The sequence below is a fragment of the Alteromonas sp. genome, assembly GCF_984505615.1.
Window position 1 is genome coordinate 1 of sequence record NZ_CFHOXV010000011.1, and the last position, 20,647, is coordinate 20,647.

General features: G+C 48.7%; 20 protein-coding genes. 8 read left to right on the forward strand and 12 right to left on the reverse strand.

Going from position 1 to position 20,647, the window contains the following annotated elements; translation table 11 throughout:
* The coding region (locus tag AC4PME_RS08740; protein ID WP_491529565.1) for a tryptophan 7-halogenase at window positions 1-466 on the forward strand (466 nt) is incomplete at its 5' end.
* 301 nt (window positions 467-767) lie between these two features.
* The gene (locus AC4PME_RS08745) at window positions 768-1,763 is read left to right on the forward strand and encodes an aldo/keto reductase (RefSeq protein WP_491045942.1); all 996 of its coding nucleotides are present in this window, start codon (window positions 768-770) and stop codon (window positions 1,761-1,763) included.
* Between the two features lie 337 nt (window positions 1,764-2,100).
* On the opposite strand, the gene AC4PME_RS08750 is transcribed toward AC4PME_RS08745, so the two are convergent.
* Window positions 2,101-2,925, reverse strand: coding sequence for an inositol monophosphatase family protein (locus AC4PME_RS08750; RefSeq protein ID WP_491045941.1), 825 nt, complete (start codon window positions 2,923-2,925; stop codon window positions 2,101-2,103).
* A gap of 193 nt (window positions 2,926-3,118) precedes the next feature.
* Between AC4PME_RS08750 and AC4PME_RS08755 the strand changes: the two genes are divergently transcribed.
* Window positions 3,119-3,694, forward strand: a complete 576-nt coding sequence (locus tag AC4PME_RS08755; protein ID WP_491045940.1) for a DUF502 domain-containing protein — start codon at window positions 3,119-3,121, stop codon at window positions 3,692-3,694.
* 52 nt (window positions 3,695-3,746) lie between these two features.
* Here the strand turns inward: AC4PME_RS08755 and AC4PME_RS08760 are convergent, their stop codons facing one another.
* The 4 genes from AC4PME_RS08760 to AC4PME_RS08775 form a co-directional block, all read right to left on the reverse strand.
* Entirely contained in the window at window positions 3,747-4,091 is a 345-nt protein-coding gene (locus tag AC4PME_RS08760; protein WP_119500347.1) for a Dabb family protein, read from the reverse strand.
* A 29-nt stretch (window positions 4,092-4,120) separates the two neighbouring features.
* A complete protein-coding gene (locus tag AC4PME_RS08765; RefSeq protein ID WP_491045945.1) occupies window positions 4,121-5,158 on the reverse strand; it encodes a sulfotransferase in 1,038 nt (345 codons plus the stop codon).
* Window positions 5,159-5,206: 48 nt separating this feature from the next.
* Window positions 5,207-6,076, reverse strand: coding sequence for a MipA/OmpV family protein (locus tag AC4PME_RS08770; protein WP_491045939.1), 870 nt, complete (start codon window positions 6,074-6,076; stop codon window positions 5,207-5,209).
* A gap of 106 nt (window positions 6,077-6,182) precedes the next feature.
* The gene (locus AC4PME_RS08775; protein WP_490710036.1) at window positions 6,183-6,419 is read right to left on the reverse strand and encodes a hypothetical protein; all 237 of its coding nucleotides are present in this window, start codon (window positions 6,417-6,419) and stop codon (window positions 6,183-6,185) included.
* Window positions 6,420-6,653: 234 nt separating this feature from the next.
* Here AC4PME_RS08775 and AC4PME_RS08780 point away from each other — a divergent pair, with 234 nt between their 5' ends.
* On the forward strand, window positions 6,654-8,927 hold the full coding sequence (locus AC4PME_RS08780) for a TonB-dependent receptor (RefSeq protein ID WP_491045938.1): 2,274 nt from the start codon (window positions 6,654-6,656) through the stop codon (window positions 8,925-8,927).
* 9 nt (window positions 8,928-8,936) lie between these two features.
* Window positions 8,937-9,617, forward strand: coding sequence for a Fe2+-dependent dioxygenase (locus tag AC4PME_RS08785; RefSeq protein ID WP_491045937.1), 681 nt, complete (start codon window positions 8,937-8,939; stop codon window positions 9,615-9,617).
* A gap of 2 nt (window positions 9,618-9,619) precedes the next feature.
* Here the strand turns inward: AC4PME_RS08785 and AC4PME_RS08790 are convergent, their stop codons facing one another.
* Complete coding sequence (locus AC4PME_RS08790) at window positions 9,620-10,099, reverse strand: (R)-mandelonitrile lyase (RefSeq protein ID WP_491045936.1); 480 nt, start codon at window positions 10,097-10,099, stop codon at window positions 9,620-9,622.
* Between the two features lie 365 nt (window positions 10,100-10,464).
* Here AC4PME_RS08790 and AC4PME_RS08795 point away from each other — a divergent pair, with 365 nt between their 5' ends.
* Window positions 10,465-10,923 (forward strand): (2Fe-2S)-binding protein, encoded by a 459-nt coding sequence (locus AC4PME_RS08795; protein ID WP_119500340.1) that lies wholly within the window; start codon window positions 10,465-10,467, stop codon window positions 10,921-10,923.
* Window positions 10,923-13,163 carry a xanthine dehydrogenase family protein molybdopterin-binding subunit gene (locus AC4PME_RS08800; RefSeq protein ID WP_490710031.1) on the forward strand — a complete coding sequence of 747 codons (2,241 nt, stop codon included), beginning with the start codon at window positions 10,923-10,925 and terminating at the stop codon, window positions 13,161-13,163. The genes AC4PME_RS08795 and AC4PME_RS08800 overlap by 1 nt, the downstream gene beginning before the upstream one ends.
* An 85-nt stretch (window positions 13,164-13,248) precedes the next feature.
* Here AC4PME_RS08800 and AC4PME_RS08805 read toward each other — a convergent pair whose 3' ends face one another.
* From AC4PME_RS08805 to AC4PME_RS08830, 6 genes are all read right to left on the reverse strand, one after another.
* The gene (locus AC4PME_RS08805; RefSeq protein WP_119500338.1) at window positions 13,249-14,736 is read right to left on the reverse strand and encodes a catalase; all 1,488 of its coding nucleotides are present in this window, start codon (window positions 14,734-14,736) and stop codon (window positions 13,249-13,251) included.
* Window positions 14,737-14,976: 240 nt separating this feature from the next.
* Entirely contained in the window at window positions 14,977-15,165 is a 189-nt protein-coding gene (locus AC4PME_RS08810; protein ID WP_150154239.1) for a hypothetical protein, read from the reverse strand.
* Window positions 15,166-15,247: 82 nt separating this feature from the next.
* The gene (locus AC4PME_RS08815) at window positions 15,248-16,012 is read right to left on the reverse strand and encodes a hypothetical protein (protein ID WP_119500337.1); all 765 of its coding nucleotides are present in this window, start codon (window positions 16,010-16,012) and stop codon (window positions 15,248-15,250) included.
* Window positions 16,013-16,181: 169 nt separating this feature from the next.
* Window positions 16,182-18,107 carry a putative bifunctional diguanylate cyclase/phosphodiesterase gene (locus AC4PME_RS08820; RefSeq protein ID WP_491045935.1) on the reverse strand — a complete coding sequence of 642 codons (1,926 nt, stop codon included), beginning with the start codon at window positions 18,105-18,107 and terminating at the stop codon, window positions 16,182-16,184.
* Window positions 18,108-18,125: 18 nt separating this feature from the next.
* Window positions 18,126-18,347, reverse strand: coding sequence for a YgaP family membrane protein (locus tag AC4PME_RS08825; RefSeq protein WP_490710028.1), 222 nt, complete (start codon window positions 18,345-18,347; stop codon window positions 18,126-18,128).
* 129 nt (window positions 18,348-18,476) lie between these two features.
* Window positions 18,477-19,367: a LysR family transcriptional regulator gene (locus tag AC4PME_RS08830; RefSeq protein WP_119500334.1), complete on the reverse strand. Its 891-nt coding sequence runs from the start codon at window positions 19,365-19,367 to the stop codon at window positions 18,477-18,479.
* 173 nt (window positions 19,368-19,540) lie between these two features.
* Here AC4PME_RS08830 and AC4PME_RS08835 point away from each other — a divergent pair, with 173 nt between their 5' ends.
* Window positions 19,541-20,542 carry an amidohydrolase family protein gene (locus AC4PME_RS08835; RefSeq protein ID WP_491045934.1) on the forward strand — a complete coding sequence of 334 codons (1,002 nt, stop codon included), beginning with the start codon at window positions 19,541-19,543 and terminating at the stop codon, window positions 20,540-20,542.
* The last annotated feature ends 105 nt before the right edge of the window (window positions 20,543-20,647 follow it).

Consider the following 20,647-nt stretch of genomic DNA (forward strand, 5'->3'; position numbering starts at 1 on the left):
GGAGTCCACGGGAATTTACCTGATCATGCGCGGCATTCTGAACCTGGCCAAACTGTTACCATCGAGCCCGCCGTGTCAGGCAACTATTCACGAATACAATCAGCTGATGCTGGCAGAGTACCAGCACATCCGCGACTTTATTGTGCTGCACTATTGCGTGTCCCGGCGCAACGACACCAGGTTCTGGCAAAGCTGGCAGCAGCGCGAAATACCAAATACCCTTGCACATAAACTCGCCCTTTATCGCACCCGCGGTGTGGTGTCACATGGGCAGTCTGACCTTTTTGCCGATCACAGCTGGCATGCCGTCGCCACCGGAATGGGTGTATTGCCTCGCGATGTCGACCCGATCGTGGCCACTACCGATGTTAAGGCGTTGCAAGACCTGCTGGCTCGCATAGATCACTCGCTTGCCCACTCAGTGGGGCAGCTTATGCCACACGGCGAATACCTTAAGGCGTGGTAAGCAAGAGGTTCAGACTTGAGAATACTTCGCGGATGCTCTGGCCAGCAAGGCGGCGACGAATAACCTGTCTGCGATGGCCGTAAAAGTTACTGCGAACTACCTTCAATGAAGGGTGTTACTGATTTTCCCAAAGAATAGAACTGTTTGTATAAGTAATTCGGGACAAAGCGAGCAATAATTGGGATAGAGAGATTCGGTAAATCCGCAGCAGTTAGCTTATTGTAAACCTAATTTAGTTTCACGCCAAAAAACGAAATGCTAAAAGTACAGGCGTTACTGGTAACTACGAACGGAGATAGTAATGGGTAATACATTGGTTACTACACGGCAATTAGGTCGTACTGGTATGGCCGTCAGCGAAGTAGGATTAGGCTGCTGGCAACTGGGAGGCGATTTTGGTCCTATATCAGCAGCCACTGCGGAAGCGGTCATTGAGCAAGCGGTAAAAGAGGGTATAAATTTTTTTGACACCGCAGACGTTTACGGTAACGGGATCAGTGAGCAGTACCTCGGTAAACTGGTAAATCAACTTATGCCGGAGGCTATCATTGCCACTAAATATGGGCGTGCTGACGGAACCTACCCGGATGGTTACAGCCTCACCGACTTACGCGACAGCATTCGTCGTGCGCAAGATCGTTTGCAGCGCGATAGCCTCGATCTGTTGCAGCTGCACTGCATACCAGAACAAGTGTTGGCCGACCAGCATATATTTGACTGGCTACGTGTAGTGCAGCAGGAAGGGCTTATCAAGGCCTTTGGCGCCAGTGTTGAGACCCACATAGAAGCAGAGATATGCCTTAAACACAATGACCTGCAGTCTCTGCAAATTATCTTTAACTTGTTGAGACAGCGCCCAATTGAAGCATTATTCAATAAAGCGCAGGCCCAACAGATTGGGATCATTGTACGATTGCCGTTGGCCAGTGGCATGCTAAGTGGAAAATTCAATAAGAACACAGCGTTTGCTGCGTCTGATCATCGCAACTTCAATAAAGACGGTGGAGCCTTCAGTGTAGGAGAAACATTCAGCGGCATCGCCTACGACAAAGGCCTCGAAATAGTAGATACACTGAAAAAATCAGTACCGGAAGGCATGACTATGGCGCAATTTGCAATGCGCTGGATACTGGATCATGAAGCGGTGACCACAATCATTCCCGGAGCAAGTTCTCCCTCACAGGTGGCGCAAAACGCCAGGGTCAGCCAACTGCCGGTCGTCAACCAGGAAATTCATGATACTCTGTTTGCTTACTACAAAAGTGAGATTGAAAAACACATCCGGTGCCCATTGTAATCTTTAAGATTAACTTAAAAATTAAATTTTTATCATATATTTGGGTGCGCCGGGACGGCGCGCCTTCGTTTTATCAAATCCTGCCTGACAGTTTCCATCTATATTTCGTTACTGGCAGTGATAATTAAATCAGAACAGTTTTTCGTTTTTTACTCTTCACAGAGATCTTGGATACGATTGTCTGTTTACATTGATATAGTTCATGATTTCGTTTTTACATTTTTTTACACCAGTGAAAATGCGAAAGCTATTAAAGATCTGCTAAACCAGCTCTAAAACTTTAATCATGGGCAGGTATAGTCCAGGTGGGACCACCATTATCTCAACCGGAAAATCATTAACCAACAAACAACCCGGCCACTTCCTGCCAGCGGGCTTCGCTTTCCGCCACCAGCAATTTGCCTGTGATTTGCGGTGTGTACTCGCTGCCGTCGATCATTCTCGCTACTGCCCCGGCTTCTTTGGTAATGAGTAATCCTGCGCCGTGATCCCACAAATTAAGCTTATTCTGGAATAACACGAAAGAGACTGCGCCGGTGTTGAGCAAACGATACTCTGCTGCCGCACAGCGGTAATCCATCACCCGCCCCATTTTCATTACGGCTTTTACTGCTTGTTCCCGCTCTTCCTCCTTTGTGACGCCAAAAGAGTAACATCCCATGGTATCTGTAAGTGGCAGTGTACCGTGACGATTAGCGGTTAACGGAACGTCTGAACCGTTTATGCGCTGGAAAGCCCCCTGCCCTTTGATAGCCCATAAATAGTCACCGGTCACAGGCTCAAAAATAATGGCAGCGGTCATTTCGCCATGACTGGCGATACCCAGCATCACCCCGAAGTTCACCGAACCGTTGGCGTAATGCCAGGTCCCGTCGATGGGGTCGAGCACAAAACTGAGAGGTGCATCACCGAACCGTTCTAATGCTGCCGGGTCCTCATACACACTTTCCTCACCAATCAGCAACGCGTCGGGGAACAGTTCACGGAGTCGCTGAAGAATAAACGTTTCAGTCGCCTTATCTGCTACGGTGACGAGATCGTGGTGGCTTAGCTTTTCTTCTATCTGCCCGTTTTGTAGTTGTCTGAAACGGGGCATGATTTCAGCGTCAGAGGCTTCTTTGCAAATACCGGCAAGCTGGTGTAACTGTTCTTTATCTATCATTTTGATCCCTGAGTGATATGACGAAGGTAGAATTGGGGTTAGTCCCGTATATGTTCATAATGCCACGGTGAGCAAAACGTGCCAGACATGAATCATCAAAGCGGACAACCGGGGCTGATTTCAACACCGGCAGCTCTGTTCTGAGTACCCATGCTGGTCTACACTACACCGCTAATTTTCCAAAAGGGTTACAATGCTGAATAAATTGATCTTATTACCGGTTAAAGGGCTGATCACCATACTGCCGTTTGCCATTACTATCTATTTTCTTGTCTGGCTGGTCAGTACCACGGAAGCATTGTTATCGCCTTTCCTTCCCGAAGATTACTACTTCCCGGGCCTGGGCGTCGTTACAGTCATTCTGGCCCTGACTGCCGTCGGCATTTTAATCAATGCCTATCTGTTTAACTGGGTTATTTTGTTAGGTGAACGCATTTTTGCCCGCGTTCCGGTAGTAAAAACCTTATTCGGTGCCGTGCAGGATGCAGTAGAACTGTTTGAAGTAAAGCCTGACGAAGACAGCAGAAAAGCGGTTTCTGTAGAAATGGAAGGTGGTATTAAGTTAATTGGCTTTATGACCAGCGATAAGGTGGCCAACAAGTTATTTCCTGATGAGGACAAAGTAGCCGTGTATTTACCCATGAGCTATCAGATTGGTGGATACACGCTGTACTTACCGAGGGAAAAAGTTACGCCACTGGATATTGATGTGGGAACTGCCATGCGCATAGCGGTAACCGGGGGTAATTCAATTGAAAAAGACAGTTAATCCGTCCTTTAGTTAACGGATTCAGGCCGCCATCCGGCGGCCTGAACAGAATTTACTTCGCGTAATCCACCACAAAGACGTCATCCAGAATGCCGAGTTCAGCGAGTAACTCACCGAACTTCTTGTGTTCCGGGTGAGGCAGATAATTATCCCGTGCCGCTTCATCAGTAAAGGTGAGCTGATAAATATGCGTAAAGCCTTTATTAAGCGCCTCAGGACTATTATTCACCCCGTGCTCAAATGATTCAATACCGGGGATTTTATGCTCTAGCTCAGCAAACGCGCGGGTGACTTTATCAATATCCGCAGCACTCGCATCGCCGGTATATTTGAATACAACGATATGTCTGACGGTTTGTGACTCCGTATCTGCGTTAGCGTTAAAGGTTGCGCACATAAATAAACACCATAGTAATATTCGTATTTTCATTTTGACTCAGCATACTCTCTGGTTGATTGTTCTGACGTGTTCTTTTCGCCTGCCAGACCGGTTAAACGCGGGGTCATAGCAAACCTTGCTGCAATATCTTCTATCGTCTGTAACTGTGCCTCACCAAGCTTACCGGCCCAGCCGGAAGTCACTTTACTGGTCTCCATTTTCTTTGTTGAATCAGGTACGTAAGCTGTTGAAGACGGCTTTTTAAAGTCCGGTACTATAATGTCATCACAATTCAGATATCCGGCAATCTTCTGGAATTCCAAATCAGGATTTCTGGCCAGCTCTTCAAACCGCACGTAGTGAAGAGAGTCACCGCCAAAGCTGTCTTCGATAAATTTTTCCGTAAGAAAATAATAGCCGGTAAGTCGCTCGAAATCTCCGGCTTTATCGATAGCACGGATGTCATCACTGAACCGGCTGAAGTAATCAGCCCTGCCATCGTTCACATTAAGCAAATGGTTGGTAAGAGAAAAGTTTTCAAACGCGCCTTCAGCCCAGTTTTTTCTTGCTTTAATGGAAGAGATTACGGCACGGGGATCACGATAAATATGGATGACCGGACACTGATAAGTATCTTTCAGATATTTCAGGCTTAATGCCCCTTTCACATACTTCACTACAACCCGGTTTTTAAAAGCCCTGCCCGGGTCGAGTAGTGCCTGATCACGCAACACAAACGGATTGGTCAGTACGCCTTTTTGCGCCTGATGCAAAAGCGCTTTCATAGCCGGAGACGGCGGATGTGCCGTCGTGGCATAAGGCATAAAGCCGTTAATGTAAGCATATCCCGGGTCAGGCAGTGCGATACCCTGCACAGCTTTCTGAATATATCCGCACCTGGCTTGCAAAGGTTCAAACACCCGTTTGGCACTCAAACCTTCCGCGACCAATTCCTGTAACCACGTAGTACCACTACGCCAGAAACCGTTAATGACAACAGTTTCAGCGGTATTCACCCGCAATGCGTTTACCCTGTCGGGCGCACTTAACACATAACGTTTAAGCGCTTTCACATTTTCTAACATCAATGGGTTGTCCTGCTTATTATTCTGAACAGGTTAATATGCGTAAACTCACCAGTTGGATCTCGTCTCGCTCTCCCATGCCCGCCAGACAAAACCAACACCTATACTGTAAGTCACATCTTTCTCATACAGCGGGCTGTCTTCATTGGCTGACCCCTGATTGAATTGCAAAGATGTGCCAAGAAACCCGCGAACTTTATTCATAACAGGAAAAGACAATCCCAGCGACACTTCTGATCCCAGATAACCACCTTGGGCATTAAATTGGCGGCGTGTCGATGTAACATACGCCTCATCTACCTGATAAAAGTAATCATGCAATTTTTCTGTCGCCCAGGTCATTCTGAATGCCAGACTCAGTCCGGTACTGTCGAAAAAAACGCCGCGCTGCTGATAGCGTAAAGTCGGCTCAAAAACATAACCTCTGGTATGCAAGTCACCAAGATCCGTTGAAAATACAGCCCTTGCCTGCACTCTGCCGGTGAGCCTGCCATTTCCACCACGTTGGAATGAAAAATCCCGTATTTTGTAAATAAGCTGCGGACCGGCCTCGAACATATAATCCAGCTCAGGCATACCTTCCCGCGCCGTATTGTCGTCGCTGTCGGCAGAGAACGCGCCGCTGAAACTCATGTCCAGTTCAAGTCTTTCATTTTCCAGAAATACAGCTCGTGCCCCGCCGTCACCGCCGATGCGAAAAATATCACCGCGATAGATAGCATACGGTGCAGCAAGTCCCACAAAATTTCGCTCTTTGGATGCGGGGTAATTCGGCACTTCTATCATGCCGCCGCCAATACCCACTTCCCACAATGGCTGCTTTTCATCAAGCGACTCAAAACCGGTCAGGTTGCGGTTAGGTGAGTCGCCTGCAGCGGCAGTTTCGTCGTCCGCAAGGGTGTAAAAGGCAGTCATCATGAGAAGCAGCACTGGCATTAAAAATGGTGATGAGCTCAATTCAAATCCCTTGTGTTGTCAGTGACATAATTGTGAGTATCGGAGCGGAAGCTGATACCGGCGTGAATCATCTGTTTACCATTTCGGATAGGCGGACAAACTCGTCATCCAGACTGTTTGACGGCATCGTTTCGCCGGCACGGGTGTACCAGTAGCGGGCATTGAATTTATCGCCCTCTACCCGGTGCAGATAGCCGTGAATTAAACATGACAATGCATCATTTTCATTTTCGACAATCGTATGTGCGCCGTCCCAGTTTCCCTGAGAGGCTTTGTCCAGCGCCTGCTGATGAAGGTTTGTCACTAATATTTTCCCCGTAAAGACAGTTTTTCATCACCTTGTAAAACACTATATCACAGCCTTTTTTATTCGCATCACATACCCGTTATGTATCGACAGGCAACAATCCTTACTGGAAGAAATATTAACTAATAATGAAAAATTATAAAGCCCATAACTTTACATGATAACTATTATCATTTACATTCCCACCCCGAACGCACATCTCAATAAACTAATATTATTCAAGGAACACCCATGGCATACGATAAGTTGGGCTCCGGCGCTTTATTAACCGCGTTGGCAATTTCAGTGTCTGCAGCACATGCAGAGGAAGTAAAAACAGAGAAAACCGCAGCAGAAAAAGAGCAACAAGCGGTCGAACTGATCAAGATCCATGGTGTCCGCAACTCGATTTACAATGTAAAACGCTCAGGTGACGCCCGCCGTCTGGCCGACCTGATAGACACCCCTGCCACCATCACGGTACTGACAAAAGACCAGATTGAAGAATCCGGCCGTTCAGATCTTAAAGAAGTCTTGTCAACTCAGGCTGGTGTTACTCTGGGTACCGGCGAGAACGGTAACGCTTTCGGCGACCGCTATATCATCCGCGGACATGAAGCCCGTTCTGACGTATTTGTTGACGGTTTACGCGACCCCGGTATGAATACCCGCGAAAGCTTCTCCGTCGAACAAATTGAAATTACCAAAGGACCCAGCTCAACGTTTGCCGGTCGCGGCTCATCAGGCGGTGCCATTAACAGCATTACCAAAAAAGCCTCTCTGGATTACGACTTCGGCCGTATGGATGTAGGTGCAGGCACTGACAACTATCTGCGCGGCACGGTGGACGTGAACACGCCGCTAACCGAAAACTTCGCTACCCGAGTGAATATCATGAAAGCCACGGAAGATGCGCCGAAACGTGACGGTGCTGAGCGTGAAAGACAAGGTGCGCTGATTTCAGGGCTGTACGATAACCTTACAGATCTCAAGGTATGGGCGGACTTCTATTATCTTAAAGCTGAAGATGTACCGGATCTGGGCTCCACTGCCGTAAACGATGTCATCATCGAAGATATTCCGGTATACGCGCAAAACGGTGACTTCCTTACCTCAGAAGCGACATCCGGTACCTTACGGGTTGAGTATGAACTGAATGATGACTGGAAAATTTACAGCATTACCCGCTACGGCAAAACGGATAACGGCTATCTTGCCACCAGCGCCGGCGGTACCACAGGTTACGCCACAGAAGAGGATGCCACAAACGGCACCAATGGTTACACAACTTTCACCTTCGGAACGCATTCCAACTGGCAGGATGTAGAGCATTTCGCAACGCAACTGAATCTGTTCGCCAATCTGGATACCGGCTCTGTAGAACACAAATTTTTGATCAGCGCCGAATATGCTGATTACTCCGTATTGAACGGCCGCTATGCGGATACTGGTTCAGCTGCCACAACAAACTGCTGGGCATCAGGCCGAGGCGGCGTGAGCGAAACCTTCTGCGGACTGGACGCCAGCGGCAATGCTGCTGCCGGTCTGAACAGTGTCATCGACCGTTCTGCCGCTTATGAAGGCGATTATACAGCGGATTACAATTATGAAGTATCGGCATTGTCATTAATGGATACCATGCAGGTAACCAGGGAACTGATGGTATTTGCCGGCATCCGTTTCGACTCTTACGATTACAGCAACGGCACGGTTGGCCGCAGTGGTGCAGCAGACTTTGCTTATTCTGATACGCTGGTTAACGGTCACTTCGGCCTGGTCTATGAGGCCATGGACGATGTGAATCTGTATGCTTCTTACGGCACGGCTTCGAACATCAACGGTGGTGAATCTGATGTTGGCGGGAACTGCGGATACGGTGGTGTGTGTACCGATTCAGACGGCAATGCCTCAGCCGATCCGGAAACCGTAGAAAACCTGGAAATCGGTACAAAAATGTCCCTGAACGACGAATCGCTGTTTGTTCAACTCGCCGCTTTCAAACTGACTAAAGACGATGTGATGGAAGGTGCCGGTCGTGGTTACGATGTCACAGGCTCACTGAACACCGGTAAACATGAAGTGACCGGGGTTGAAGTCGCGGTAAATGGTCAGGTAACAGAGGCCCTGAGCATTCAAATCAGTGGTGCCATTATGGATTCGGAAATCCTGGAGTCGGTCTCCAGTCCTGACAGCGTAGGCTTGCCACTGGCTCTGTTTGCGAATAAGAGTTTTTATGCGCAGGCCCGTTATCAGTTAACTGAAGATTTCGCTTTCGGTGGTGACTTCACTTATAAAGATAAGATGACAGGTGGTCAGCCTGACACAGGTTCTTCCGGCCCGGTCGTGCCGTCTTACAATCTGGTTAACCTGTTTGCTCTCTATAACTTTACTGACGACATTACTGTACGTCTGAACTTTGGTAACGTGTTTGATAAAGAGTATTATACCTCTACATACCGTGCACCGAAGTTTATGTACATCGGTGACCGTCAGTCACTGCGCGCCACATTAACCTACCAGTTTTAAGGAAATATCATGGTCCTGATTGAGCAATTGCTGTCAAAAGATGAAGTGCAGACTTTTCGTCAGCACCTCAGTCAGGTGCCGTGGCTCGATGGTAAAGGTACAGCGATGGGCATGTCTGCAGCAGTAAAAGACAATGCCCAGGCTGATCCGGAAAATGATACGGTACGGCAGTTAGCCAATCAGTTGCTGGCCAGATATGGCGAGCATCCGAAACTGGTGTCTGCCGTGTTACCTCAAAAAATTTTCCCCCCCTGCTTTAACCGCTACGGACAGGGAGAAACCTACGGTTTACATGTTGATGCCGCAGTAATGCGCATGCCCCGCTCGCCGGATGTAATGCGTTCAGATATGTCGATGACACTGTTTCTGTCAGAACCGGGCGAATATGAAGGCGGTGAACTGCTCATAAAAACAGAGTTTGGCGAACAAAAAGTAAAACCCCGTGCCGGTGATGCTGTCACCTATCCGTCCGGCAGCTTACATATGGTAACACCGGTCACTTCCGGTGTGAGACTGGCCGCTATCACCTGGATGCAAAGTCTGGTTCCGGACACCCCGATGCGGGAAATCCTCTTTGAACTGGATCAGAACATTCAACAACTCAGCGCGAACGACACCGTATCACGTGAGCAACTGGACAGCCTGCACCACGTTTATCACAACCTGATCCGCAAAAACGCCGTGTTCTGAATCTATCGGGAAACCGGTGTTTGCAGATACTCCTCATCACTGACCTTTTCCATCCACACCACATTTTTGCCATCACCGAATTGCTGAATAGCGATATGTGACATCATGGAATGCTCCGCAGCACCGTGCCAGTGTTTAACACCGGGCGGGGTCCACACCACATCGCCGGGCTTAATGGTTTGCTTTTCTTTACCCCACTCCTGAACGTATCCCGACCCTTCGGTAATAACGAGATGTTGTCCTTTGGGATGGGTGTGCCAGGCCGAGCGTGAACCTGGCGCAAAAGTGACACTGGCACCGGAAACACCGGCTTCTTTGTTACTGAAATACGGATTCACGATGCTGGTACCGGTGAAGAACTTGTCTGAGCCGGTGATTGCCTGCTGTTCACCGTTTTGCGTGACTTCAAGAGATTGCGCTGAAGACAATGAAGAAATAGCGAGTAAACAGACCACACTGAATGACGTTGCAAAAGTATGCATAACACTGAGTTCCTGATGTTGGAAAGGTTATTCAGATTACGCCAAACCACCGCCAAAGTTTTTTAAAAGCTGTGCATAGCACCTATGAATCTTTTTAATAAATAGATGGGTTACAGTTACCTGGAAAGGGCCGGAACTTCCCGGGATATACAATTAAAAAGCTCCCGGAGGATCAGGCAATACTTTCACAGGATCAGACTATCGCTTCTCAGCAAATTAGCGCTATCTTTTACAGTCAGGGATTTAAAGATTCATATTACGCATTAGCGCAATGCATTTGCTGCCACCACAAAGAATCGCTTTCCCCCTGCATACAAACATTTTGAAACCCGTAATCTGAACAGGCCAGCTTCAAGGGAAATATCATGATTAAGCTTACCGTAAACGGTCGTCCCGAAACCTTTGACGGAGACCAGCAAATGCCACTGTTGTGGTATTTACGAGATGAAATCGCGCTTACCGGCACAAAGTTCGGGTGCGGTATGGCCCAGTGCGGTGCATGTACCGTGCACGTAAATGGCAAGCCGGTCAGATCCTGCGTCACTCCAATGCTGGCTTTGGAAGGAGCCGCTGTCGCCACCATTGAAGCCGCTGAAACCGACAGGATCGGTGCAGTTGTTCAGGCTGCCTGGATAGAGGAGCAGGCGCCACAATGTGGTTATTGCCAGTCTGGTCAAATCATGTCTGCGGTCGCGTTACTGAAAGAGAAAGCTGCGCCAACGGATGATGATATTGATGCCGCCATGAGCGGAAACATTTGTCGTTGCGCAGCCTATCCACGGATCCGCAGCGCTATTCACCGTGCGGCAAGGGAGCTGAAATAATGATCATTAACCCTCAACATCAGCAACAAACTGAAGCAGCGCAACATGGTGCTGCCATTACCCGCAGGCAGTTTCTGGCCGGCATGGGCGCATTGACACTGGCGGTAAACTTTAAAGGCCAGATTGCGCTGGCAGCAGAAAACGCCGGGGCTGATGTATTTATGCCCAACGCGTTTATTCAAATCGATAAAAACGGCTTTGTTACGATTATTTCCAGCTATATAGAAATGGGCCAGGGTACCTTTACCGGTCTTGCTACACTGGCGGCTGAAGAATTACATATTACACCGGAGCAACTGCAGGTGACAGGCTCCCCTGCCGACTTAGAAAAATACGGCAATCCGGTGCTGGCGGCGGTAGGTTTTAATGTGCAGGGTACCGGCGGCAGTACAGCTATGGCCGGAGCATGGAATGTAATGCGAACCGCAGCAGCATCGGCACGCCATATGTTACTTCAGGCAGCAGCCCTGGAGTGGAAAGTCCCGTTTAAAGAACTGGTTGTGGAAGACGGTATCGTTATTCACAAAGCAACAAATAAGCGTGCCGGTTACGGTGCCTTTATCGATGCCGCTGCAGAGTTACCGGTGCCTGATGCGGGTACACTTACGTTTAAAAAGCCGGCTGAGTATCAGCGCATCGGAAAAGCGGAAGGCATGCGCCGTGTCGACGTGCCGGAAAAAGTAAACGGCAAGGCTGTTTATACTCAGGATATCAAACTACCGGATATGCTGGTGGCCGTCATTGCTCACCCGCCAAGAAAATTCGCAAAAGTAGCCAGCGTAGACAAAGCGCCGGCCCTGGCGGTGCCGGGTGTCGTTGCGGTACTGGACATTCCCGGCGACAACGTAATTCAGGGCGGTGTAGCTGTGCTTGCTAAAAATACCTGGATTGCGAAGAAAGGCCGTGATGCACTGAATATTCAATGGGACGGGAATACAGGTTCACACGCCGGTACCGCTGCCCTGTTTGAAGAATACAGACAGCTGGCCGCGACGCCCGGGCTTGAAGTGGCAAATACCGGCCCGCAATTAGCTGAAGTGCCTGAAGGCGGTCATGAAATCGATGCGGTGTTTGAATTGCCTTACCTGGCTCACGCAGCAATGGAGCCGATGAACGCATTGATTCACCTTCAGGAAGACAGCTGTCATATGTGGAATGGCGAACAATGGCATACCGCAGACCAGGCAGCCATCGCCAAAGAGACCGGTTTGCCGGTTGAAAAAGTGCAGATCACCCAGCTTTATGCAGGTGGCAGTTTCGGTCGCCGTGCCGGCCCAAGCTGCGACTTTGTGATAGAAGCAGCCCGTATTGCTAAAGTTGCCCGTGCGCAGGGGCTTCACGTGCCCATCAAAATGGTGTGGCTGCGGGAAGAAGACATGGGTGGCATGCAGTATCGCCCGATGACAGTACACAACAACAAAATCATGATTAACGCCGATGGCAGTGTGGCTTCCTGGCGCTGGCGTGTTGTAGGGCAAAGTTTCTTCCCCATGCCGGCCACGCAGGTTGACCATACGCTGATGGAAGGTGCTCACGGCCTGCCCTACGCCATTAATAACATGCTGGTAGAGCAGCACCTGGTTAAAGGTGATGTGCCTGTTTCGTGGTTGCGCTCTGTAGGCCATACGCACTCGGCCTTTGTCGGCGAAGTATTGATTGATGAAATTGCCGCTAAAACCGGACAGGACCCTTACCAGTTCAGACGTAAATTACTGGCTGATGCGCCTGAATTTTTAAACGTGCTGGATCTCGTTGCTGAAAAATCCGGCTGGAACACGCCACTTCCGCAGGGCAAAGAGGGCGAAAGGCGAGCCCGTGGTATCGCCATACGTCAGTCGTTTAACACCATTGTAGCTCAGGTAGCGGAAGTCACCGTGCGTGCAGACAACACCTACAAAGTAGACAAGGTATACTGCGCTGTAGACTGCGGCCAGGTAATTAACCCGGTCAATGTGGCGACACAGGTAGAGGGCGGGATCGGTTTTGCCATGTCATTCCTGAAACAGGAAATCACCCTGGAAGACGGTGTGGTAACACAGAGCAATTTCCACAATTATCCGGTTCTTCGCATCAATGAAGCACCGGCAGTGGAAGTGTTTACGGTTGACTCCGTGAAGCCGCCAACGGGGATCGGAGAGCCCGGCGTACCGCCTGCCGTTCCGGCTATCTTAAATGCCATCAGCAGCATAACCGGTAAAGTAGTTCGCAGGTTACCGCTGGGCGCTAAAGTGCTGGCTTAGTCGCCGGTTGCAAAAATAGCTTCACTGCAGAGATAAAAAAGGGCCGGTGACTTACCTCACCGGCCCTTCTTTTTATTACCGGCTTTTAGCCGGCAGTTAGTCTTACCATCACAGCTTCTTTTACTCTGCGGCCGTAGTCTTCATCGGCGGCATCGTATTGTGCAAACATGGCTTCCTGCACATCAGCAGTTGCCTGACTTAAACCATCTGCAATATTGCTTACCAGTTGCTGCTTTTGCGATTCGTTCATGATGCGGTACAGCTCACCGGCCTGAGAAAAGTTATCATCATCCTGCGTATCGTAAATGTCCAGCCATGCATCCTGCTCCAGCGGCATGGGTGGCTCTGCATATTGCACAGCTTCTGCCGGCTCACCGGCCATAGCGCGGTTATTCGGATAGAAGTTAGCACCACTGCTTGCCAGTGCAGGGTTAATACCGGCAAAAGCACCGTCACGCTGGTAGTTGTGCACCGGGCATTTTGGCGCATTCACAGGGATCTGATTCACATTCGCGCCCACGCGGTAACGGTGTGCATCCTGATAAGCCAGCAAGCGCGCCTGTAACATTCTGTCCGGCGATACACCAATCCCCGGTACTAAATTATTTGGTGCAAACGCCGCCTGCTCGGTTTCTGCAAAGTAGTTGTCAACATTACGGTTCAGCTCAAGCTGCCCGATTTCCTTTAACGGGAAGTCTTTGTGTGGCCATACTTTCGTTAAATCAAAAGGATTTATGTGGTAGCTGCGGGCTTCCTCTTCCGTCATGATCTGCACCTTCACGGTCCAGGATGGAAAGTCACCGTTATCAATGCTGGCAACCAGGTCCTGCTGTGCGCCGAAGGCCGGCATTTGTGCAGCTTCTTCAGTGGTCAGGGTTTTAATCCCCTGATTAGTTTTGAAGTGCCATTTCACCCAGTAACGCTCACCTTTACTGTTCCACAAACTCAAAGTATGGGAGCTGTATCCGTTCACATGACGGTATGATAACGGGATCCCGCGGTCAGACATCAAAATGGTGGACTGGTGCAACGATTGCGGGTTATTCGCCCAGAATTCGTAAACCGCCTGCGGATCAGGCAGATTCGTCCGCGGATTTTTCTTCTGGCTGTGGATGAAGTCGGGGAATTTAATCCCGTCCCGTAAGAAGAATACCGGCGTATTATTGCCCACCATATCCCAGTTTCCCTGCTCTGTGTAAAACTTCACAGCAAAGCCACGGGGATCACGGGCATAATCACTTGAATCCTGGCCGCCGCCTACTGTGGAAAAGCGCAGAAATACCGGTGTTTGCTGACCTTCCTGCTGCAGGAAATCAGCTATCGTATAATCCGACAGGCTGTTGGTCAGCGTGAAGGTGCCGTAAGCTGCACTGCCTCTGGCATGGACAACACGCTCGGGAATACGCTCGCGGTTAAAATGAGCCAGCTTCTCAAACAGGTAGTGATTGTCGAAAGTCACCGGACCGCGACGACCCGCAGTGCGGCTCTGATTATCATTCGCAACCGGCGCGCCGTTAGCCGAGGTTAACGTAACAGATTGAGGGTTCTTACCCGAAAATGGACACTGACTCATAATATTATCCTTCTGAACTGACACTATTGTGATGGACAGATTTTTATTTAAGTGCTCAGGTAGAGACTGTTTCTGTCCGTTAAGAAGATTATGGTCGATTACTATTTTTGAATAAAACGAAGTAAATTGATTGTTTAGATTGATTTTAAAGATTAGAAACCCGAAGTTTAATCGGGATCTAAAAAGCCAGCTATCCCCAAGGATAACTGGCCCGATAAAGATAACAGGTTAAGTAATCGCTCAAGGCTTTTCAGGGGCGTCCTGAAGCAATGTTTTAATTGACTCATTACCGGCGAGGTCTGCAAGATCTATCAGATAGCTTTTTTGCAACTCGTCCAGCGTTTGTCCTGCCAGCAGTTGCTTTACTCTGTCTTCTTCACCATTGGCTATCGCCGTTTTCAGTCCGGACATATTGGCTATGGGATTCACTATTGTTTCTCCTCAGCGGTGATTACAAACGTTCACAGAAAACAAAGCCCGCCGGAGGGCGGGCGCTTTACGTTTCATCAAATTAGCTTTTCATTTTCATCAGGCCTTCGGCCTCAACGGTGAAGGTATTGAAGAATTCTTCTTCCATCTCGCCAGTAACGCGGACCCGCTCGCCCTTAATCAAGGTGAGTTTGCCATCCTGATCCAACGGCATGTCATCAAGATCGTCCAGCTCTACAGTTAGCGTTGAGTCGCCTACTTTTAGCTGCAGTGCTTTTTTACCGATAGACTGAACTGTACCTACCAGCACCATTTCTTCGTCATCCACGTCCAGTGAGTTTGCCGCGCTCAGATACATATCTGCAGAGTGCTGGTCCACATCGTCAGCCAGAAAGGTCGTTTCCAGCTCGTCCACAAAGACACTTTGTGCCACGATTCGGGAGTCAGTAAATAAACCATCATCCAGCTGTGCGGTTACCATGACATCTTTCCCTTCAAGTTCTTCATAAGCCTGTGCATCCAGGTCAGTATTATGAAGCTCTACGAAAATGGTGCCGTCACCGTAATCCAGCGTGAAGAACTTTGAATCCACATCAGTGACTTCACCAGTGAGCGTTATCCAAGTGTCCGGCATATCAGCCAGACGCGTTGTGGTGTTGGAGTCCTGAGCCTGCATCACAGCTTTATTCATCCGGTCACGGGCGTTGGTCTGTTGCTGATTTTCCATTTTCACCGGCTGCATGGCACCGGTCTGTGTTTCAACCTGTTTGGCTGCAGCGGCACCGGCAACACTGGATAAAGTTGCAGTAACAAATACAGCAGCTAATGTTTTCTTCGTGTTCATCATAATGACCTCCTGAATTGATATGTCTTTTGAGAACAATGAATAGTCATTCGGAGTTAGCTGATGCAAAGCCAGTGCCGCCCATTCAAATCAATAACTTAGAATGAAAAAGAGGGAAGTTACGAGATTGCAGAGAAGAAATATCCTCCCGCAAGAGTGTAGAGATTACAGGTTAAACCAGAGAACCGCCTTTCAGGTACAGTGCGGTTATCGCATTGCTTTCTACAGGTTTGGAGAACAGGTAGCCCTGACCATAGTCACACCCCATTGCCAGCAGTTTTTCTGCCTGCGCTTTGTCTTCAATTCCCTCTGCAACCATTTTACAGCCAAAGGATTTTGATAAGGCGAGTGCTGTAGAAACAATTGCCAGATGTTTATCGTTCGTCAGCATGTCGCAAATAAACGCGCGGTCAATTTTAATAATATTCACATTGAGGTTGGCAATATAAGCCAGAGAGCTCATCCCTGTACCAAAGTCATCGATGGTCAGCGTGACGCCCAATACTTTTAGGGCATCCAGACGACTTTGAATACTTTCGATATTCATGCTGGTTTCGCTTTCTGTGAGCTCAATTTCCAGCAAACTGGCAGGCACTTCAAACTTTTCCAATGTGTCTGAAATGAAATCCACAAGCCCCGGGTCCAGCAGGTTATAGGGGGACAAATTCAATGCCAGCGGAAGTTCAATCTGCTGTGACCGCCAGGCGGCAAGTTGTTTGATACTTTGACAGATAATATAACGGCCAAACTCCTGTACCCGGCCGCTATGCTCAATCAAATCGATAAATGCTCCCGGCGGCAGTATCCCGTCAATGGGATGATGCCAGCGTGCCAGCGCCTCTACCCCGATAATATTTCCGTCTTTCAGCGAGACCTTTGGCTGATAGTAAAGCTTGATCTCTTCCCGCTCCAGCGCACCGGTCAGTTCAGCGCGTAATCTGAGCTGTTTTTTATAATCAACTGCATTGCTTTCGTCAAAGAGCATCCAGCCACAGCGCAGTTGCTTAGCTTTGTACATCGCTGTATCAGCGTTAATGATTAAGCTTTCACCGGAATCAGCGTGTGTAGGATAATGGGCTATTCCAATGCTGGCACCGGTATTAATCGCCAGATTATTAATCATCACCGGTGCATCGCATTGCTCCACCAGAGACTTTGCCAGCCCTTTAGCTTCATCAATATTAAGGCTGGGTGCCCAAATTATAAATTCGTCACCGCCGACCCTTACCAGTACCTGATTGCTGCTTAATGCACCATGCAATCTGAGGGCAATTTCAACAAGCAACTTGTCACCGGCAGCATGACCAAAAGAGTCATTTACCTCTTTAAATTTATCCAGATCGATGACGAATAAACAACCCTGCCCCGCGACAGGTTCATCCATACTGTCTGCAGAAGAGGAAGCGTTATCTATACAGGTTTCCAGTAAGTCATCCAGAAAACGGCGGTTTGGAAAGCCTGTCAGGCCATCATGGGTTGCAATTTTCGCCAGTGCATCATTCTTTTGTTGCACCCGTTTAGCAATAAAAGACGACAACGTCAGCGCGAGCCAGATGGCGATCCATAATACAATAACAGACACAATGGAGAGTCGCTTAGCCACCATGGCCATGGTGAGGTCCAGAGAAGTGGTAGTCTGAATGAGGTCGAGTTTATAACCGTTTCGTTCAGCATGGATGTACAGAAATTTTTCATCACCGAACTCCAGCATGCCTCTGGCGAGATCAGTGTGATCTGCAAGGTACTGACGAAAATCATCCGCCTGACTGGCTTTCAATCCACGAACATAAACCCAAATACCTTCGTCGCGGCTGACACGGGCAAAAATACCTGCTTCTTCCTCGTTTCCTCCGTAGATCATAGTCGCCACAGAGGCTGCACTGGCAGCGAGTCCGTCATTGTTGGAAACCAGTTCACTTAAAATGATGTTGGCTTCTTTTTCCATCGCCTGCAAACCGGTTTCCACGCCCAGTTCTGCGGTGAGCCGGTAAGACACTACGACGTATATGACAGATACAAACAGCGATACACCAAGACACGCCAGTATGAGCCTGGTTCTGAAGGATTTGTCTCTGGTTAACTCAGAGAGTTGTACCATCTATAACGCAACCGTCAGTTATTGATCGCCGTTACGGGTACTGATCCCCGCTACGTGATAGACAGGACACCATCCGGTGAACAGGGAAATAAGATTAAGAAAACCGAATATACCAATAAGGACTTCGATGACAGGTTCTTCGATGATGTTACCGTTGAACAGAGCGAAGGCGGTAAATAACACACCAATCACTCCCCGCAGACTTCTGTCCAGAGTATTCAGGTTTTGGGAAATATTCATGTCGTGATCTCATTGTTGTTATCGATGTCACTGTAATATAACTCTTTCAAAAATTCTTATCGGTATATAAAGCAGACGTTAAGTATCTTAATTCTGGTCACATTTATGAAATTTTGCCATGTCAGGTTACTATTCTGCCCCTTTAACCGCCTCCATCAGATACTGCTTTAAAATATTACCTGCTGGAGACAAGGCAACCCCCCTACGCCGGAGTAAAGAAATATTTCTTTCCACTACCGGATGGGTGAGTTCGATTGCCCGCAACCCCGGGGACATGCGTGCCGGGACTCCTGAACTGGGTAACACTGCCACGCCCAAACCGGCTTCTGCATAGGCAAAAGCAGATGTCATCTGCATGGGTTCAAGAATAATATCCAGCTTCATATCCTGAGCCAGTGCTGTGCTGTCGATGAGGGTCCGGATCGTCGTACCCTTGTTCATGGCAATGACCGGCTGATTTGCCAGTTGTGCCCATTTGACGGATTTCTCCTTTGCCAGAGTATGTGTATCAGAACACACCACTACCATGGCATCTTTGATGAGGGTCAATGCTTCCACTTCTTTGTCAGACTGGGCATAACAAATGCCGAAATCAATCCGCTTTTCATTCAGCGCATTGATGATTTCCTGTCCGGCGCAGTCCTGAATGTTTAACCGGATATCCGGATAATCGCTGTTAAACCGTTTCAGCACCCGTGGCAGCAAAGAGCTGCAAACTGACGGCAGCACCGCGATATCCAGCCTGCCCCGCTTTATGGACTTGTAAGTCTTGACGTCGTAAATGGCCTGCTCAAAGTCAGCCACCAGCTTCTCTGCCGTGTCACGAAATTCTTCTCCGGCGGGCGTCAGTTCGACCTGACGGGTATGTCTTCTTACAAGCTGGATCCCGAAATCCTGTTCTAACTGCTGGATCAGCGAACTTAATGCTGGCTGGGTGAGGCAAACCCGTTCTGCAGCCCGGGTAAAATGAAGTTCTGTGGCGAGAGCAATGAAGGCTTTGAGATGTTTGATGTTGACCACGTGAGCACGCCCAATTAATCAGAATAAACTATAGATTTATACAATTTATTTATTGGAGTTATAGATAATAGAAAATCATAGTATGAATAAAATGTAAACTTTTAATCTAAAAAAGGTTAATTTGATTTCTGAACTTCAGCTCCGGATCAAACAACATCAATAAGGATTATGCCATGCCGTTACCTCTTCCTTGCAAAGCACTGTGTTTAACAACGGGTCTGTGGATGGGCGGCGCGCTGACGCCCGCCACCGCAGCGGATAAGCCTTTGTCTGTTATCGACGTGCACGTGCATGCCATGCAGGTAAACGGCAAAGCCGGCCCCATGTGCCCCTGGTTCCTTACTGATATGCCGGGCGGCGATCCGCATCAGGCACCACCTTCATTTATGAATACAAACTGTGAGCAACCGCTTGAATCAGCCTCGTCGACAGAAGACTACATTGCAAAAGCCATCAGTGAAGCACAAAGACTGAACGTTACCATGGTCGCCAGTGGCGATGATGATGTATTACGGGCAATGCACAAGGCTGCACCGGACAGGGTTATTCCGTCACTGGGTATGGCATTAAGCCTTACTGATGATATGTCACCGGATGAATTCAGAACGGCCCTTGAAAGCGGATTTTACAAGGTTGTTGGTGAAGTAGCGCCCCAGTACCGCGGTATGTCGCCTTCTGATATGTCACTGGATCCATACTTTGCCATTGCTGAAGAGTTAAAGATCCCCGTAGCTATTCACATGGGCACCGGGGGCAATGGTATGGCAAATATTACCTCACCCGATTACCGCGCTTCACTGGGTAACCCCTTCGAACTGGAAGACATGCTTGCCCGTCACCCGAAATTGAAAATATGGGTGATGCACGCCGGCTATCCTATGGACGATGCCATGATTGCACTGATGGGCGCACACGCATACGTGTATGTGGATATTGCCGGTATGATCTGGAGTTACCCGCTGGCCGAAGTAAACCGCTACATCGAACGTCTGGTGACAGCAGGATTTGGCCGCCGTATTTTGTACGGAACCGACTTGTTGATCTGGCCGGGCCTGATGGAAACCTCTATCAATGTCATCAAGGATGCTGACTACCTCACTGAACAACAAAAGCGCGATATTCTGTTTAATAACGCAGTGCGCTTCTTCAATCTCGACGCTGAAGACTTTCAATAAATTCCGGCAACGGGGCTGACAAGGCCCCGACCCAATTAATAAATTTTCAATATTGAATTATAGAATTAATTGATTTGCCTGATAGATAACCATTCCGCATAGTAT

Bases quoted from the DNA above. Each gene is read 5' to 3' on its own strand.
- AC4PME_RS08745 (WP_491045942.1), top strand. From the start codon at position 768: ATGGGTAATACATTGGTTACTACACGGCAATTAGGTCGTACTGGTATG.
- AC4PME_RS08750 (WP_491045941.1), bottom strand. From the start codon at position 2,925: ATGATAGATAAAGAACAGTTACACCAGCTTGCCGGTATTTGCAAAGAA.
- AC4PME_RS08755 (WP_491045940.1), top strand. From the start codon at position 3,119: ATGCTGAATAAATTGATCTTATTACCGGTTAAAGGGCTGATCACCATA.
- AC4PME_RS08760 (WP_119500347.1), bottom strand. From the start codon at position 4,091: ATGTGCGCAACCTTTAACGCTAACGCAGATACGGAGTCACAAACCGTC.
- AC4PME_RS08765 (WP_491045945.1), bottom strand. From the start codon at position 5,158: ATGTTAGAAAATGTGAAAGCGCTTAAACGTTATGTGTTAAGTGCGCCC.
- AC4PME_RS08770 (WP_491045939.1), bottom strand. From the start codon at position 6,076: ATGATGACTGCCTTTTACACCCTTGCGGACGACGAAACTGCCGCTGCA.
- AC4PME_RS08780 (WP_491045938.1), top strand. From the start codon at position 6,654: ATGGCATACGATAAGTTGGGCTCCGGCGCTTTATTAACCGCGTTGGCA.
- AC4PME_RS08785 (WP_491045937.1), top strand. From the start codon at position 8,937: ATGGTCCTGATTGAGCAATTGCTGTCAAAAGATGAAGTGCAGACTTTT.
- AC4PME_RS08790 (WP_491045936.1), bottom strand. From the start codon at position 10,099: ATGCATACTTTTGCAACGTCATTCAGTGTGGTCTGTTTACTCGCTATT.
- AC4PME_RS08795 (WP_119500340.1), top strand. From the start codon at position 10,465: ATGATTAAGCTTACCGTAAACGGTCGTCCCGAAACCTTTGACGGAGAC.
- AC4PME_RS08800 (WP_490710031.1), top strand. From the start codon at position 10,923: ATGATCATTAACCCTCAACATCAGCAACAAACTGAAGCAGCGCAACAT.
- AC4PME_RS08805 (WP_119500338.1), bottom strand. From the start codon at position 14,736: ATGAGTCAGTGTCCATTTTCGGGTAAGAACCCTCAATCTGTTACGTTA.
- AC4PME_RS08815 (WP_119500337.1), bottom strand. From the start codon at position 16,012: ATGATGAACACGAAGAAAACATTAGCTGCTGTATTTGTTACTGCAACT.
- AC4PME_RS08820 (WP_491045935.1), bottom strand. From the start codon at position 18,107: ATGGTACAACTCTCTGAGTTAACCAGAGACAAATCCTTCAGAACCAGG.
- AC4PME_RS08825 (WP_490710028.1), bottom strand. From the start codon at position 18,347: ATGAATATTTCCCAAAACCTGAATACTCTGGACAGAAGTCTGCGGGGA.
- AC4PME_RS08835 (WP_491045934.1), top strand. From the start codon at position 19,541: ATGCCGTTACCTCTTCCTTGCAAAGCACTGTGTTTAACAACGGGTCTG.